Here is a 15,531-nt window from a genome sequence, read left to right on the forward strand (position 1 = left end):
ATTTTCACCTCCTAAACTCGATGGGCTTGGTCAGCTTAATCACAAAAGCTGTTGAAACAAAAATCAAAACCGCCGTCACAGCAAGAACGATTTGTCCTATTACCGTATGCATCAGCGTATTGTACCAGGAATGATTCAAGGCATACATGAGGGGAATGTTGCCGATGACGAGGATCACCATGATGCTGAATTCCTTTCTCGGCTCGAACATAAGGTATTCAAGCTCCGCGTTGACGATTCGCATATCCGACAGCTTACTTATAATCGGCGTGAGGGTGGTTTTCATTCCCCGATCATACTGGCAGGCGCTGATGGCATCACACCATTCCTGAAACACTTCATTGTCAATCTTAGGTTTCATTGCTCTCAGGGCTGCATGCACATCAGGGTTGATCATCTTTATCTGCGTGAGAAACTCAGCGAATATATCACGGACGGGTGGATTTAAGTAGTCAAGGTTTTCCTCTACGGCGGTCAGGATGTCCTCATTCCGGAGGTATGCCGTTGTAATAATGGACAGAGCGGTTTCAAGCTCTGCAGCGATATCTTTCTTGTAATGGTTTGCCGTCAGCTTCACATACCAGATGGGCAGGACCATAAAGCCCCCTGCAAGCACCGGCACAAGGAACATATTTCCCATCACGATGGCAATGGAGGCACCCAGGGCGAATAGTCCAAGGGAGCAGACGCAAATCAGAGAAAAGCGGCTGCTTCGGTCAGTCAGCTTGAGGATGTCCTGTACCTCCATGATTTCTCTTCGGAAAAAGGAAGGCTTTTTCCGCTGCGTCGCCTCGTTGATTTCGGCCTTGATGCTTGGGGGTCTTGCGGTCAGGAAACTGAACAGGCTGTCGGCAAATTCTACAGGTGACAGCCTAAGAAGAATAAAAGCACCGACGATGATGCCGATACAGGCAATAAGTTGAAGCAGGCTCATCGATCAGGGCCTCCTTTCAGTATTTTCTTGAGAACCTCCTGGGGCATGCCGTTTTCTAAAAAACGTTTTTGCAGACTCTCGGAAACGGCATTTTCTTGTTGATGGCTGCCGTTGATAATGAACCTGTCGCCGTCCATCCGGTTCTCGGTGATGTTGAAGCGGTATAGGCTACGAAAGTTTTTCTGTCCATCCGAGAGGATTTCACACTCCATAACTTCCATCATCTTGCGCTGCTTATCTTCAAGCTGCTTAGTGAAAACCACAATCGGAAACGCCTCAGTGACAAGGGACATCAGGGTATCATCCGCAATATCGTATTTCCTCTTGCAGAGGGTGACCATCCTGCGCCATGTCGCTTCACAGGAGTTGCTGTGGATGGTGGTCAGCACGGTATGCCCGGTTCTCGCGGCCTCCTGTGCGGTATAGGCTTCCGAGGAACGCATCTCTCCAACGCACACGATTTCAGGATTAAACCGCAGCGCCATATCCAGCAGGCTATCCTGATCAATGTTCTGCTTCTCATTTTCGCTGGAGCGTGTGAGGGTATGAATGACACTGTTAACAATCTTGTCGTCCTTTTTACGCACTAGGGCAAGCTCACGGCTGCCGTTCTCTATGGTAAAAATCCTTTTCGAGTCAGGGATGGTGGTCAGCAGCCACCCAGCTAGGGTCGTCTTGCCCGATGAGGTGGCTCCTGCCACACACACCGATATGCCATAGCGCAGGCATTCCGAGAGGAAGTCCAGCATCTCTTCCGTGGCGGTGCCGCCTCTGACAAAGTCAGCCTTTGCTAAGTGCTGCGGATTGACAATTCGAATGGAGGCTGCCACACCCACGTCCTCGTCCACAAGGGGCGTTTTCAACACGGCAATACGGATATTTTTCGACAGGTGTCCGAGGATGGCAGGGCTGGCATTGTCCAGCACCATACCGGATACATGGAGCATCCTTCGAACCACATTGATAGCGTGTTCAGGGGAGTCAAAGTGTTCGTCCAGCTTGACGGTCCGCCCATTGGAATATTGAACCTCAATGTCGTTCCAGGCATTTACATCGATTTCTTCAATACCGATGCCGAAGATATATTTAGTTAAAAAGCTGAATTCAGCCATCTCGGTGTAGAGCGCATCTACCAATTTCTCCATGGTCATGTCCTTTACGGCGATGCGGTAATCCATCAGGTATTTGCTGATGTACCGTTTGACCTGCTCCTTGACCTCGTCTTTGCCGCCATCCAGAATGAGGGTGGAGTATTTGCTTGATATATATTCCTGCACATCGCGAAGTACGGCTCCGAAATCCTTGGAAGTGTTGTCCGGGCTAAAAAAAAGGCTGTGGTTTGCCGCTGCAGTGATGCTCATATCCCAAACACCTCCTTGCTGATTTTTTCAAGTTCCTTGCGAAAGCCTTTGCTGTCTTTCAGGCTCAAGTCCTTGAACAGATCCCCCGACAGATACTGCTGCTCCACTTCCTCCGAGTGGGGGATGGTGAAAGTCACGCCGTTTAATATCTGCTCCATGTTCTCCTTGGCCTCATACTGCTTCACATTGGAAGCGATTTTATACTGCTTGTCGGCATCCCATTTCTGGTCCATCAACAGAGGAAGCTGCGAGGACAGATAGGAAATGGACTTCAAATCACAGTTGACAAGTCGCAGCACCGCATCGGATTCCATCAGGGAAACCGCCGACAGGATATCGTTGGCAATGATGCTGCCGCAGTCGATAATGACATAGGGCGCAATGTTTCTTAAGTGTTCGATCAGCTCCACTGCCTGCTCTGCCGTATAGGGCGGATAAGTAAAGACGTTCTCACCTTTCAGCATGCCGATCAGGGTGATATAGCTTTGCTTTTTGTGCAGCACACAGTTTTGCTTGATGAGATTATCCGTTACATGGGTTGCCGCAAGGATGCTGCCCAGGGATTTTTCACATTCGACATCGGAGGGCGGGCAGATGCAAGGCAGCGGTGGTGCGGTCATATCACACAGCAGGAGTGCCACATTCTTTCGCTTGCTTGCGAGATGCTTGGCCAGCTTGACACTGACAAGGGTCTTGCCTGAGGAAGGACTGCCCCATACGGCCAGCACCTGGTTATCGGATTCCGGTTCTGGAGACTGTTGTTCACTGCCGGTTTTGCGGGAGAAAATGCTGGCGGTTTTAAAATTAATCATGACTATTCGTCTCCTTTTTGAGTACGGTTTGCTTGGGCACGGCAGCATCCTCCTTTGTTGCTGCTTCGTTTTTTACCTCTGTCTTTGGATAAAGCTTAGCAATTACTGCATCTTGTAATCCTATAAATTTTGCTGCATTATCTTTTGTACCCCTGTAAACAAGAGACAGATGGAGTTTGCCGTCCGAATCAAGCTCGGCAAGAATTTTAGACTGCTCCGGGGATGCGAGGAGGGTTACGGTAGAAGGCAGAGCCTTTTGATTATCGTTTTTCATGGTATCCGCTGCCTGTTTTCCACTGTCCGTGTCGTAGCCGGTATTGGCAGTGACTGCAATAACCTCCACATACTGAAGCTCTGCCGGAATGACTGTTGTGCCCTGCTTCCTGTAGTCGGGAGCGATGACCGAAACGATGTCGCCGGAGATCAGCTTGCCCGATAGACCATTGGAAAAGTTCTTAATGGCGACAGAAATTGCCTGTTTTTCACCACTCAGGTTATATAAATAGGCATTTCCTTCGGTAGGTACGTCAGCGAGCTTGGCTTTTAAAATGTAGTCACCTGCGAGCAGATCAGTGGTTGCATATTTGCCCACTGCGGTATCCGTGCTTTTCACCACATCCTTGGGCAGATTGTAGCTGCCCACTTCAATGGCCTGCACCTTGTCCTTGGTAATCTGATCCCCTGCTTTGATGTCCTTGGTTACACGGATGAGGCCGACCTTTTGGGATAGGCCTGAATTAAACAGCGGTGTTACTACAAAACAGATGATCAGGGACAGCGCGATGCAGATTATACCGAGAACGGTCCTGTTTTTTAAAAAGTTCATAAAGCGATTCCTCCTATATTCATGAAGTATATGGCTATACAGCCGATGGCTAGAAAGGGTGCAAGAGGGAACGATTTTTGGTATTCCCGATTTCGCAGCCTCTGCACTGTAGAATAAACGGCATAAAAAAGAAGCATTGCGGTCAGCGCAAGGACGGATGCCGCAATGCCTCCTGTGATGCCGAGGACGATTCCCGATGCTGCCATCAGCTTGATATCTCCCCCACCCATACCGCCGAAAAACAATGCAGCGAGGAGAAAGGGCAAGGCTGCCAGAATGCCCAGCAGTTTTATAGGTTCAAAAAAAATAAAGCACGTCAGAGCAACAGCCAAGCAAATGGTATCCGGGATGATCCTTTTTCGGATGTCAAAGATGGTCGCCGCCAGCAGCAGGGCAATAAAAAAACCGCCCTGCAACAGGAGCGGCAGGTTAGCCTGCATAGTTGAACATATCTTTGATACGCTGGGTAAGTTTGGGGAGTGCATGGTATCTCCAACACTCGCATAGAGTCCTGCAAGCAGCAGAGCGCCCAAAACAACCGCAATTAAAATTTTGATGGCTTTTGTGTACTTTGGATGTATACGATATAATTCCAACCTCCTTAATAACAGGTAGATTTTTTTGTTTGCACACTGTAAAATCATTACTTTACCACCTTTGTTTTTAATTTTGTGTATAAAAAAACACGACCAAACATTTCTGTTTATCCGTGTTAATTATCAAGTAATAATATTTGAGTATTTCAGTTAGAAAAGTATGCTCCATACATAGCATCCATTGCCTCGATAAACTTACCCCACTCAAGATTTATATCTTTTTCATGTTTTGTTAGATGATATTGAATTTTATAAATTGCTTTTAAGTATTTCCTATTGCTTTTACCTTTTTTATAAAGAAAATATAATTAACTCATACATGTGTATTGCTTTTTGTTCATCCAGCGAAGTTTTTAATTCTTCGCAGTTTTTGATCAATTTCAAGGCATTGTCATCATGAGAGGCAAAATAAATTAAATTTTTGGTGCTAATATAGGCAAGAGTTTTTACTTCGCCTCGATCGTCCTTATTGTCAAGTTCCGGGATGTACTTGGTATTTTGAGCAATTAGCGCTTCTTTAGTATTTCTAATGATCAATTCTTCTGGAGAAAGCTGACTGTCTTTGTGTAAAAAGAGCGTAGGTGGAATGGACGTTAATTTTGCATTGACATAATCTCCAGCTTGTCCACTGAAAATTTCATCATTAACTGCTTCATGTATAGCTAAATTTTGAAAACAAGAAAAGAGGGGATCAAGCCAATTTGTTATCCAAAAATCCATGGGCATGTCTGGAACGTTGAGCTTGGAATCATTATATCGGTTAGGCAAGAGAAAAAAATTCGCATCAAGGGTAATGAACTGGTTGGGATCTTGCATGAGGCTTAGGAAAGCCTCATTGACTTTATCAACTTTAACATCCATTTTTGGCGCCCTCTGCGAAAAGCTCATTGAGCTCTGCCGCATCTTCTTCATCAATTTCAAACGCCACTCCAAAATCTTCGGGGTTTTTTCCAAAAAGCAATAAGTCGTCTGCAAGTTGTGATTCTGATATGATGCCATCTTCGTAATTCCTAACCAGAATTTCAAGGTCAGCAGCCCCTGTACCCACTTTTCGAGTAATGTCATTTAACATTTTGAAATCATGTTCATTCGTGGTGAGTCCTATTTTATAATACTCGCCATCCGGACGGCGCTCTTCTATTTGATAAAGCCTATTATATATTTCTAGATTGATGCTTCCGGCTTCCAACAACCTTCTGACAATAGATTTATAGGGCAGCCACCACGTGCAGTGAATTCTGGCGATGAAGCGTAAGATAGTACTTAGCTGTAGGTCGAATAGTTCAGATTTGTCAAATTCGGAAACAACGATTTTTTTAAAGGTATGCAACGGCAAGATAAACTCAGCTGCAAATTTATCAGCCAACAGCTCGGTGAAATCACCAGATTTGTCCTCGTCATCACGACTGATATGCCACTGATCTTTTTTGGCATAATGGTAAAGCTCATGCGCAATTGAAAAAATTTGTTTGTCATAATAATCATTGGTATTTAGACCAATAAAGTTAAAATCAATATCTGCATCTTTTGTGGTAAGAAACATAGCTCCAAAGGATCTGGTTCCATTATCCTCGATCGGATATTGGACTAAAGTAATGTGTTTCTTTTCCAACAAAAGAAGCAAATCATTGGCAATAGGGGCATCATCGCTGCCTAATGAATTTCTTTGTTGTTTGGCCAACTCTACAATATCGAACTCTTGTTTTTCTGTTAATGAAGGCAGGCTGCTATTGCTCTTCATATAATCTGCTCCTTAATACTTTTTGCTTTTTGAGAGTGAGCATCATTGAGAAAAGCTTTTCAATCCCCTCTTCTTCTTTTGGAGTTTTGGCTTGGCCGCGCATAGCAACAAACACATTTTGAGTTTTATCCTCTTCAATTAATTCTTGTATAGAGAAGTTCAGAGTTTTGCTCAGAACTTCCAATTGAGCAATAGAAGGTACAAAGTCTCTGCGTTCGATCCGGCTGATCAACATCCGATTGATGCCTGTTTGATCCTGTAAATCCTGTTGAGACATATTTTTTTCTTTCCGCTTTTTAATCACTAGTTCTGATAACTTACTTAAAGATATTTTTTCCATAAGGATCCTCCCTCCTTCGACAACAAAAACATGTGGCTAAGTAATACAGTTTATGTATTGGCACAATATTATGATACTATTATTATCAATTAGTGTCAATAAATATACATTATCCTCAAGAAGATTAATATTGAGATAATAATAATATCATTCGTTTTGTCTTAAAACTAGTTTTTTTATCGATAAGAACAATTTACCACTTAACAATTCATCTGGGTTTTTAAATTTATGGTTCTCTTCAGTCAGCCTTTTTATCAGACTGTGTACGAAGGCAAAACACTTTTGTTGGTTGCGGCATCGTACTCAACGCCGCAACCATCCAAAAAATTTTAGAAATACCACCAGTTTGCTAGCGTATTCCTTGCCATGCTGGTTTTCAGAAAAACAGCATGGCAGAGAGTGTCGAGGATGATCCATTTTCGGATGTCACAGATGATCGCCGCCAGCAGCATAGTAATAAAGCGGCAGATTAGCCTGCATAGTTGAACATATCTTTAATGCGTTGGGTAAGTGTTGGGAGCACCGTACTTCCGAATAATGTATAGAGTCCTGCAAGCAGAAGAGCACCAATTACTACTGCTATTAGAATCTTTATGGCACTGTCCACAAAATTTTCACCGCATTGTGATCTCAGGATGGCTTTGGCCATCAGTGCCTTTCCTGCAATCTGATTCTTTACCTTAGTCACATTTTTTCTCATCATGTTTTTGCCTCCATAAATCTATTTTTTTATTGAAAACCCTGCTTTTTCAGCGAAATGCAGGGATTCTCAATCGAGTCAATTTGTATGTGTTGGCGTTCTACAAAAATTGGACGCTATATACTGCCCATTTGCATGCAGTCGGCCTGCTCCGGTTCTTCAAAAGGTGAATCTCCCTGAGTGGGTGCTTGACTCTGATTCATGTCCAATGCCTGCTGATAGGCGTTGATGACAGCATCATCAAACTGCTGCCTGAAAGCTGCGGTCACCGGAAAACAGATGTCCTGATACTCTCCGTCGTCTGTTTTGCAGCTGGGCATAGCTACAAGCAAGCCCTTACTGCCGTCGATAATCTTTACATTGAGGATGGAGAAGCAGCCGTTCAGTTTGACTGTAGCTGTGGCCCGGACGCTTCCTGAGGGACGAATGGAACCGATCTTCACTTCCACTTTCATGGGCAATGGCTGCACTACCAAGTTTTTTTTACGGGGCTTTGCTTTGACCTGATGATCTATTGGCCTTTTCCGCTGCTGCTTATAGGTAAAAGAGGGCTTAATGCCTTCAAGGTCTTTGCGCCTCTTTACCCTATACTTTTCCGTGTCCTGCTTATATAGGTAGTACCATTCTTCATCAAAGCTGTATACCCACGCCATGCCTGTGGCATTCCCGGCCTTATAAATCAACTGATATTTAAAAATGGAATCCGGATAGGAGGCAACCCTGATTAGATCAAGCTCCAGTTTTTCCGTTACTACCACCTCCGGCACAGGCGACAAAAAACACCAGCTTCTTATTCTGGTGTTTGGATACTCCCTGTGAAATTTTATTCAGTTTTGTATTTCTCTGTTTTTTCTACATGAAGAAATCCCCTGGCTGTATTCTCAACAATCCCAGAAGTTGCAAGGGATACAGGTGTATCCCCTCTGAATAAAAACCCGTCATGCAACGAATAGTTTTTCGTCAGTTCTGTAGTGGAAGACTGTGGGTAAGTAGCTTGACCGACAATGCTTTGCTGCCTTTTCTTCTTAAACTTGCTCATCATGTTATCCCTTGGGTCTGATGATCAGTCAGCTTGCCTTCCGCACTGATCATATCCAGAATGGTGCTATAGCAGACATAAGCGTCATCAATTCCAACTTCCTCGGGCGTAATTTGCTTCCCATTCAGCTCAATTTCGCCATTCTCAAGCTTTTTAATAAAAATTCCTAGCAGCTCAAGCTGCCGCTGTCCGTCCAGACAATCAAACATATCCACCATCATTAATACTTCCTGAGAGGGTATGTTTTTTTCTTCGTCCATTAATATCGCTCCCTCCATTAATCTATATTTTGAGTTGCAGACTTGCTTTACTTATCCCATCTGCATGCCGTTGGTCCGCTCCGGTGAATCAAAAGGGAGATCGTCGTGGGTAGGTGCCTGGCTCTGGTTTACCTGATGATAGGCGTTGAGCACAGCATCATTGAGCTGCTGCCTGAAAGCTGCGGTTACCGGGAAGCAAATGTCCTTGTACTCTCCATTGCCAGCCTTGTAGCTGGGCATGGCTACAAACAGTCCCTTGCTGCTGTCGATAATTTTCACATTGCGGATGGCAAAGCAGTCGTTCAAGTTGACCGATGCGGTGGCTCGGATACTTCCGGTCGGGCGGATAGAGCCGATCTTCACATCCACTTTCATGGAGAAGGTCTGAGTTGCTGTGTTTTCCTTGGCTGCGGCCTGTGCGTTTTCATTTTTCTTCATGGTCTTTTCCTCCTGCTACTTATTTTGAATACAAAAAAAACAGCCTCTGCTGTCGGGTTGGTTATAGGTTCATGGATTGACCTCCTTGCTGCTCCTGTTGAGACTCATTAAAGTCTATCTGCTGGAAGCCAAAGCGGTCGACATAATGAAATTCGCTGCCGTTCTTGTCGTATAGCTCAATCACATCGGACATGGACAGGGAGTGCCCTTGGAAATCGGGGGGATGGCGCAGATTGAATTTTTCGAAGATAGCATCCAGATCGTTGGTTTCAAGCTGGCCGTCATACACCACCTGATAATTTTCAGGGTCCGGTTTTTCGAAACCTCCCTGGAGAAGTTCATCATACCCAATGAATTTGATCATTGGATCAACCTCCGGCTTGAGCTGGTAGATGCGGCAGGATTTGAGGATCGGTTGCTCATCGAAGTCTTGCTGCCCGTTTGCCAGCCGGTCGTACACACCATTTATCCATTCCACGGACAGCCCTTGCTTTGCCGTGAGGAAATCATTCAGCTCCCCGCAGTGAAACATGGGATCAACTACAGCCTTGCCATCGTCTATGTAACCTGCGGTATTGCCATAGAAGATGATGCGGTCTTTTTTGATAAAGATTCCAGGCATATCGGCACCTCCTTTACAGATTCATCCGCATTGAATTACCGGATTGCTCCTGCTCTGACAGGAATGCTTCCAGGTCTTCCTTGGAAGGATGAATCATCTCGCCTTTTATGACCTCTAAGACATTAAAGTCATCTCGGTCACAGATCATGATTCTGTGCTGATAAGGTTTTTGCAGCTCCACATATTCCATAGCCTCTTTTTCACTGTAGAGCCCTACACCTGCCTTGTATCTGCCGTTTTCAAGGAAGCTGTACCCGCTGTATTTTGGTGTTTGCTCACGTTCATTAGCAGAGGAGTGGGGCTTCATTTGCGATAGCTTCAGCCTTGCCCAATCAGGCAAAACCTCCGGCTTGATGGTGCCAAGAAAGTTTTCACGCCGCCACTCTGCATGTTCGTTGTCATAGAGACAGGTGGCAAATACCGCCCGGCCTCTGAGAGACGGGTCGCAGCCGAAGCCGGAACTGCCAAGCCACAGTTGGAAACGTTCATCGCGGTACTGATCCTTTAAGGCTTCATAACGCATGACGATGATTTTCCCTTCATAATCCTCTTTATAATAGCTGTCCTTGATGCAGTCCTCCATGGTAAACAGCTTCTTATCCATCATTCCATCCCCTTTACAGATTCATCTGCTGGGAACTGCCGGATTGTATCTGCTCCAACGTATCCTTTGCCCAATCGGGCAGCAACTTCGGTTTTAGCACCCCCACCACATCACTCCGGTTCCAACGCATCTTTACTCCATCGTGGAGAGAGTTTGCAAAAATAGAACGACCCATCGGGTTTGGTCTGCTGCCATTGCCGCCATCGCAGTAATAAAGTTGATTTTCTCTGTTGTGATACTGTTCCGGCAGTGCCGATAAGGATATAACAATCACTTTGCCCTCGATAGACATGGCATAACCTGTTTCAATACAGTCCTCATGGGTGAAAGGCTTTGTGTTTTCCATCCTTGTTCCTCCTTACTTTAGCACTTCAGTATTTTCATCTATCAGTGCAATCAGCTTTGCTGCAAGGGAAAGCTGAGTTTGCTTTTCCATGGTCTTCACCGCGGAGAAAACATACGCCTCTACCGCCAATGGGGACTGATCGCCAACCTCAATGAGATTGACCTTTTGGGCAGTCACCCGGCCTTTGTCCATGCCCATTTTCACAATGTCACCGTGGTTTATCTCAGCGGCACGGCGAAGCTCCTTGGGGATCAGCACCCGCCCTTTGTCATCCACCACCTTGTAAATAGCTTTACTGTCCATCCAAAACACCTCCATTCCTTATGACACTGCGAACAGCTTCCGGGCTGATCTTCAGTTCGGCAAACAGCTGGCACAGTTCATCGGGAATCATATCCAGCAGGTCTGCCGCCGTAATGATGATGGCACCCTCTGTGCAAATAATTTCAATGTCACTGCTCAGGGGGATATTTGCTGCTTCCAGCAGTTCATTGGGTAGCGAGATTTCCCCTTCTTCCGCTTCCATTTCTTCAAGGCTGGTAATTCCGTTCGACGCAATTAAAATTTCACCGAAGGTATTGAGGGGATCGCCGAGAGACTTGCTAACGCAGGCAAGCCTCAATGTATCACCGGGCACAAGCCCCAGGTCTTCCATGAGACGAGCGGGGATTGTGAGCTTACCTTGTTGGTCCACCGTGCTCTCGATTTCAATCATTTTCATGGTCAATTTCCTCCTTAGCCCCATCATTGAAGCCTATAATTTTCTAATGTTTTTTCATCGTCACTCTGTATTGTAAAAGCCGTTTGGCTTATCAAAGAGACCCATCTGCACCGGTATGTCCCGCCTGCGTTCCGAGGTGTCATAGTTAGAGATGAGTACCTCCGGATATTCGCAGCCTCCGTCATACCGCTGGGCCAGATTGTTCAGACGGGTGACGGATTCTATTTGATAACCCTCATATAGCTCCCGGATGTATTCGCAATCGTTATACGATACAAGAAAATCCCCTTCGATCTGGGCCAAGGTATCCCGTAGTCGCACATGGTCCTCCTTGCAGAACTCCACCTCATAGTGCCCCTCGGTTTGGTAGTAGGGCGGATCGCAATAAAAAAAGGCGTTATCCCTGTCGTACTGACGGATCAACGCCTCAAAGTCTTTATTCTCAACTACCGTATTGGCAAGCCTGCAGGATGCCTCCCAGATCAGGTGAAAGGCCCTCCGCACATCAAAGGGTTGGCAGCTGTAGGAGGTGCAGCCGCTGCCATAGCTGTACCGTATGAGCTTGAAAAAAGCCGCCGCCCGTTTGACATCGGTCACTTCCGCATTCTCCATCAGCATGGCTTTTACTTCTTCAAACTCCAGCTCTTTCAGATAGTGCTGTGCAAGATCAAGTTCTTCTTTCAAGTAATCTCGTGTGAATTCCTCTTTGCTTAGAAATTTTCGAAGGACCAGGAATTCATCTCTGGAATTCAACGGTAGGAATCCAAGCTCCACCAGAAAAGCTGCTGTACGCTCCTTGACACAGAAGAACAGGTTGGCAAGGTTGGAATTGAAATCATTGTAAACTTCCAGGCACCTGCTATCCGGGCTTTTCCCGAAGAGAACCCAACCACCCCCGCCAAACACCTCAATGTATCGTCCGTATTCTTTGGGCAGGCGTTCATAAATCAGTTCCCGAAGTGCCTTTTTTCCGCCTATCCAACTGATGATACTGTTCAATAAGTCATCACCTCCTTGACCTTAACTTGTCGTAGATTTTCTCCACATCGGTTTTCATGCAGATTCCGTCCTGATCCCAGCAGATAAAGCCCACTCCGGCATAGGGACAACCTCTACACTTCTCCGTATCCTGCGGCTCGGCTACGCTGTAGACCTTTCTTTGATCGTTTGCTCTTTATCCGGCGTATTTTTGCGTATGTTCATCTTTTTCAACTCCTTCTGAGGCACAAAAAAAGACGCTGCCTCATCGGTGACGTCTTATAGGTCGATTAGATTAGGATCCACCTATAGCTGTTGCTGCTGAATGGTTTCTTCATTTTCGCCAACGTCAAAATATTCGTTTGCATTGCGGCAGATGTACCCATAGTCGGTGAACCTGCCCTTTTCAGCAGCGATTTTCTCTGAACCCAAAGCGGTATAATCGATAAATCGCTGTGCCATGTCGGGAATATTTGCACCGGCAGTTTCCATGCGCCTTCGTCCATATTCGGCTTGCGTCCTCACTTCAGGAAAGTGGTCATAGCATTTTAGATTCAGTCCGCAGTTATAGTAATCGCCCACATGGAGGGAGCCAGGATTCACTCCCTGGGTTTCATATTGAATAACAGCCTCCAAGGTCAGCCAATCCCTTTGATCGATTTTTTGAATGGTTTGGGCAAGGGTGTCCAATTCAACCAAGCATGCCTCTTTTAAAACTTCTCTGTCGAACCCTTGTATGAGACAGCTCACATCGGCTATTTGCGCGTCCTCGATATCCTTTATCCCCAGCTTGCTGCAAACCAGCTCTTCTTCTCTTTTTGTCAGCGGCTGCCGCAGCCAGATCCCATCGTCCCCGGAGTTTATAGGTTTGAGTTTCACCTTGATAGGTATCGCTGCCCCCTGCATCACGTCTGGGAATGTTTGTCCATCGTAGGGTTCTGTGAGCTTGTAATCTCCTATGACCACATAGGCATGATCGAGGTATTGGCCTTTATCCTGAATCCTTTGGTGGAGCCCCACTTTTCGATGGTCAATAAACTCGATGAGATTGTCCGGCACTTCAATCCTTCCGGTTGTGACGCAATAGGAGCCAAGCAGTTCGTCATTGGTGATGCCCTGCAACGTGAAATGGTCAAGGTGATAGGTTAAATTGATCAGGTTTCTCATATCCGAAGCAGTTCCGGTTTTGAGGATATAGGCCATGACTTCCTGCTGATAGTCCGTGAGATAGGTGAGCCTTTCCGCAAGGAAGTTAATCTCTGCGAGTTCATACCGATTGCCTGAGCTGCAGTTTATGTATTCCTCCAGTTCAGGGATGGGCAAATCACATTGGGTGACGAGGCAGTGAAAGTCTTGCCTGTCGTAGGGGTTGATGACTTTCATCGCCTCCCTAATCTCTTTTTCCGTCGCAGGAAGATAAAGCTCTGATGAAATTTCCTGTGCAGAAGGATGCTCTGCCTGTAGTTCTATCCACATCCCTACATCCCCCCAATCTGCTGCCCTTGCGGTCTGGTGCAAAACTCAAACACAAACTCTTTTCCGTTGCGGCAAATCAATCCGTAATCCGTGGATTTCACACCATCCTCTTTCATTTTTGCTTCCCCATATCTCCTAAAATCAAGGAGCTTAAAGGCCATATCATCGTGTGGAAGTCCGGAGGCTTCGAGCAGTACCTGCCGCCCATAGTCCTCCGGTGAGCAAAGAGAGGAATAAAAGCTGTAGCAGTCCAGGTTTTGTGCAATGTCAATAGCCAAGTCCAGATCGGTGCAGTATTCATATTGAAGGGCAGCTTTGTACTTAGTGCCCATATTGCTATCTATGATTTTTGAAATAGCATTGCTTAAGATATTCAGCATTTCTATGTCCTCACTATCAGAGAACACATCCTCGAAGCAGGGCATGCTGCTTTCGCAGTGGGTAAAAACGCAATCAACTAAAGAAGCCACCCCGATCTCCGACAGAGCAGATGTAATTTCAGCCTCCGATGCAGGAAGCTTCAGCCAAGCCCCTTTTGCTTTTTCCGGTTCAAAACATCCTTCTATAAGATACAGCTTGAAAACATATCCGCTGTCGCCATCGGGCTTGGGAATGTTGGTGCTGTCAAAGACAACCTTTATATCCGGCTCTGATTGCACTACATAACCGGTTTTTGTGAACACACCCTTTTCTGCCTCTCTGTGGATACGTCCCACCTTTTCATAGTCGATGTATTGCAGCACTTTTTCAGGCACTTTCTCCAGCTCCGTTATGAACTCATTGTCGACATAAAATTTGCCGAGTTGCTTGTCATTGTACACTGCAAAGGCTACATTACAATCGGCGAGGTTGTAGGTGAGGTTGATGAGCTTAACAAGGTCAGGCGCTCCCTCCATTTTTACTACTCCCTCAAAAGCTACTTTTTCAAAATCATCCATCCCGGCCAGCCGCCTTGCGAGGTAGTCAAGCTCATAAAGCGAAGCCTTTTTCGGCAGAAGCTCGTTTAAGTAATCCTGCCCACACGCATAATCCACTACCATAAAATCTGGATGCTCATCATCGATCCTTGCTTTTTCAAGGGCATCCTGTATTTCGGCATTCGTTGCAGGCAGACAGAGGTGTGCACCGATATAGCTGGAGTTATCGCAGAGATCATCTCTTAAAACCGTTATTTTTATTTCATTCAATTTCAATCCTCCCATCTATGAGAATTTGTTTATCTGCAGCGTGGAGGTCAATCCATCTACATCTTCAGCTCATACTGTGGCTCCGGTTCAGGAACTTCCTTTGCAGCAGGAAGCAGCTCCTGAACGTGGCAACTGGTGCGTTTGAGAAAAATGGCCTGCAAAGCCAGAGTAAAGTTTTCCTCATCCAGCGTGTCGATCAACTCCGAGGGGGAAACCTCCATGGAGCCGTTGAAAAGATTGGCCGCCAGCTTGATGAGCTTTCTTTCACCGCTGGGAAAGTCCTGATTGGACAGCATTTTTTCAAAGTCGATGCCCTCTCTGTCGATATACCTGCTGGTCTTTTTATACAGATCGTTTTTTGTAGAGAGAAGCAGATACAGGGCAGGCAGGTAATAGCTGTCAGCCCTGCCATCGGGATAAATCCTGTTTTCCTTTTGCAAGCAGTGTACGACCTTCTGCCGGTGGACTTCATCGTGAAAATGTATCACACAATATTCCTCCTTATAAATGGCTGCAATCTGCAGCACCAATAATACTTTCAAAAAATATC

At 45.8% G+C, this 15,531-nt stretch carries 22 protein-coding genes and 1 pseudogene; all 23 read right to left on the reverse strand.

Annotation, left to right across the window (positions count from 1 at the left end):
• Positions 1–4 precede the first annotated feature (4 nt).
• Positions 5–934, reverse strand: coding sequence for a type II secretion system F family protein (locus DSOL_RS13095; protein ID WP_075365288.1), 930 nt, complete (start codon positions 932–934; stop codon positions 5–7).
• Complete coding sequence (locus DSOL_RS13100) at positions 931–2,295, reverse strand: type II/IV secretion system ATPase subunit (protein ID WP_075365289.1); 1,365 nt, start codon at positions 2,293–2,295, stop codon at positions 931–933. The genes DSOL_RS13095 and DSOL_RS13100 overlap by 4 nt, the downstream gene beginning before the upstream one ends.
• Positions 2,292–3,107: a CpaE/TadZ family protein gene (locus tag DSOL_RS13105; RefSeq protein WP_075365290.1), complete on the reverse strand. Its 816-nt coding sequence runs from the start codon at positions 3,105–3,107 to the stop codon at positions 2,292–2,294. Before DSOL_RS13105 ends, DSOL_RS13100 begins: the two co-directional genes overlap by 4 nt.
• Positions 3,100–3,933, reverse strand: a complete 834-nt coding sequence (cpaB, locus tag DSOL_RS13110) for a Flp pilus assembly protein CpaB (protein ID WP_075365291.1) — start codon at positions 3,931–3,933, stop codon at positions 3,100–3,102. The genes DSOL_RS13105 and cpaB overlap by 8 nt, the downstream gene beginning before the upstream one ends.
• Positions 3,930–4,373, reverse strand: coding sequence for a prepilin peptidase (locus tag DSOL_RS13115; protein WP_075365323.1), 444 nt, complete (start codon positions 4,371–4,373; stop codon positions 3,930–3,932). The genes cpaB and DSOL_RS13115 overlap by 4 nt, the downstream gene beginning before the upstream one ends.
• 78 nt (positions 4,374–4,451) lie before the next feature.
• Positions 4,452–4,577: pseudogene (locus DSOL_RS29540) on the reverse strand (hypothetical protein); the annotation flags it as partial.
• Positions 4,578–4,820: 243 nt separating this feature from the next.
• Positions 4,821–5,390, reverse strand: coding sequence for a hypothetical protein (locus DSOL_RS13120; RefSeq protein ID WP_075365292.1), 570 nt, complete (start codon positions 5,388–5,390; stop codon positions 4,821–4,823).
• Positions 5,380–6,270, reverse strand: coding sequence for an ImmA/IrrE family metallo-endopeptidase (locus DSOL_RS13125; protein WP_075365293.1), 891 nt, complete (start codon positions 6,268–6,270; stop codon positions 5,380–5,382). Before DSOL_RS13125 ends, DSOL_RS13120 begins: the two co-directional genes overlap by 11 nt.
• Complete coding sequence (locus tag DSOL_RS13130; protein ID WP_075365294.1) at positions 6,257–6,610, reverse strand: helix-turn-helix transcriptional regulator; 354 nt, start codon at positions 6,608–6,610, stop codon at positions 6,257–6,259. The genes DSOL_RS13125 and DSOL_RS13130 overlap by 14 nt, the downstream gene beginning before the upstream one ends.
• Positions 6,611–7,079: 469 nt before the next feature.
• Positions 7,080–7,313 carry a DUF6133 family protein gene (locus tag DSOL_RS13135; protein ID WP_427854403.1) on the reverse strand — a complete coding sequence of 78 codons (234 nt, stop codon included), beginning with the start codon at positions 7,311–7,313 and terminating at the stop codon, positions 7,080–7,082.
• Positions 7,314–7,426: 113 nt separating this feature from the next.
• Positions 7,427–8,077: a SpoVG family protein gene (locus tag DSOL_RS30040; protein ID WP_427854404.1), complete on the reverse strand. Its 651-nt coding sequence runs from the start codon at positions 8,075–8,077 to the stop codon at positions 7,427–7,429.
• 56 nt (positions 8,078–8,133) lie between these two features.
• Positions 8,134–8,352, reverse strand: a complete 219-nt coding sequence (locus DSOL_RS13145; RefSeq protein ID WP_235838814.1) for a hypothetical protein — start codon at positions 8,350–8,352, stop codon at positions 8,134–8,136.
• Positions 8,349–8,609: a hypothetical protein gene (locus DSOL_RS13150; RefSeq protein WP_075365296.1), complete on the reverse strand. Its 261-nt coding sequence runs from the start codon at positions 8,607–8,609 to the stop codon at positions 8,349–8,351. The genes DSOL_RS13145 and DSOL_RS13150 overlap by 4 nt, the downstream gene beginning before the upstream one ends.
• A 51-nt stretch (positions 8,610–8,660) precedes the next feature.
• Entirely contained in the window at positions 8,661–9,047 is a 387-nt protein-coding gene (locus tag DSOL_RS13155) for a SpoVG family protein (protein WP_075365297.1), read from the reverse strand.
• 61 nt (positions 9,048–9,108) lie between these two features.
• On the reverse strand, positions 9,109–9,669 hold the full coding sequence (locus tag DSOL_RS13160; RefSeq protein WP_075365298.1) for a YodL domain-containing protein: 561 nt from the start codon (positions 9,667–9,669) through the stop codon (positions 9,109–9,111).
• Positions 9,670–9,682: 13 nt separating this feature from the next.
• The gene (locus tag DSOL_RS13165; protein WP_075365299.1) at positions 9,683–10,276 is read right to left on the reverse strand and encodes a hypothetical protein; all 594 of its coding nucleotides are present in this window, start codon (positions 10,274–10,276) and stop codon (positions 9,683–9,685) included.
• A gap of 10 nt (positions 10,277–10,286) precedes the next feature.
• Complete coding sequence (locus DSOL_RS13170; RefSeq protein ID WP_075365300.1) at positions 10,287–10,619, reverse strand: hypothetical protein; 333 nt, start codon at positions 10,617–10,619, stop codon at positions 10,287–10,289.
• A 12-nt stretch (positions 10,620–10,631) separates the two neighbouring features.
• Positions 10,632–10,922 (reverse strand): AbrB/MazE/SpoVT family DNA-binding domain-containing protein, encoded by a 291-nt coding sequence (locus DSOL_RS13175; RefSeq protein ID WP_075365301.1) that lies wholly within the window; start codon positions 10,920–10,922, stop codon positions 10,632–10,634.
• The gene (locus DSOL_RS13180; RefSeq protein WP_075365302.1) at positions 10,912–11,340 is read right to left on the reverse strand and encodes an AbrB/MazE/SpoVT family DNA-binding domain-containing protein; all 429 of its coding nucleotides are present in this window, start codon (positions 11,338–11,340) and stop codon (positions 10,912–10,914) included. The genes DSOL_RS13175 and DSOL_RS13180 overlap by 11 nt, the downstream gene beginning before the upstream one ends.
• Before the next feature lie 60 nt (positions 11,341–11,400).
• Positions 11,401–12,339 (reverse strand): DNA adenine methylase, encoded by a 939-nt coding sequence (locus tag DSOL_RS13185; protein ID WP_075365303.1) that lies wholly within the window; start codon positions 12,337–12,339, stop codon positions 11,401–11,403.
• 285 nt (positions 12,340–12,624) lie between these two features.
• The gene (locus tag DSOL_RS13195; RefSeq protein ID WP_075365304.1) at positions 12,625–13,794 is read right to left on the reverse strand and encodes an antirestriction protein ArdA; all 1,170 of its coding nucleotides are present in this window, start codon (positions 13,792–13,794) and stop codon (positions 12,625–12,627) included.
• A gap of 2 nt (positions 13,795–13,796) precedes the next feature.
• Complete coding sequence (locus DSOL_RS13200; RefSeq protein ID WP_075365305.1) at positions 13,797–14,981, reverse strand: antirestriction protein ArdA; 1,185 nt, start codon at positions 14,979–14,981, stop codon at positions 13,797–13,799.
• Positions 14,982–15,037: 56 nt separating this feature from the next.
• Positions 15,038–15,523, reverse strand: a complete 486-nt coding sequence (locus DSOL_RS13205) for a DUF6075 family protein (RefSeq protein WP_235838815.1) — start codon at positions 15,521–15,523, stop codon at positions 15,038–15,040.
• Between the last annotated feature and the right edge of the window lie 8 nt (positions 15,524–15,531).

The sequence above is a fragment of the Desulfosporosinus metallidurans genome (genome assembly GCF_001936615.1).
Classification (GTDB): Bacteria; Bacillota; Desulfitobacteriia; order Desulfitobacteriales; family Desulfitobacteriaceae; genus Desulfosporosinus; species Desulfosporosinus metallidurans.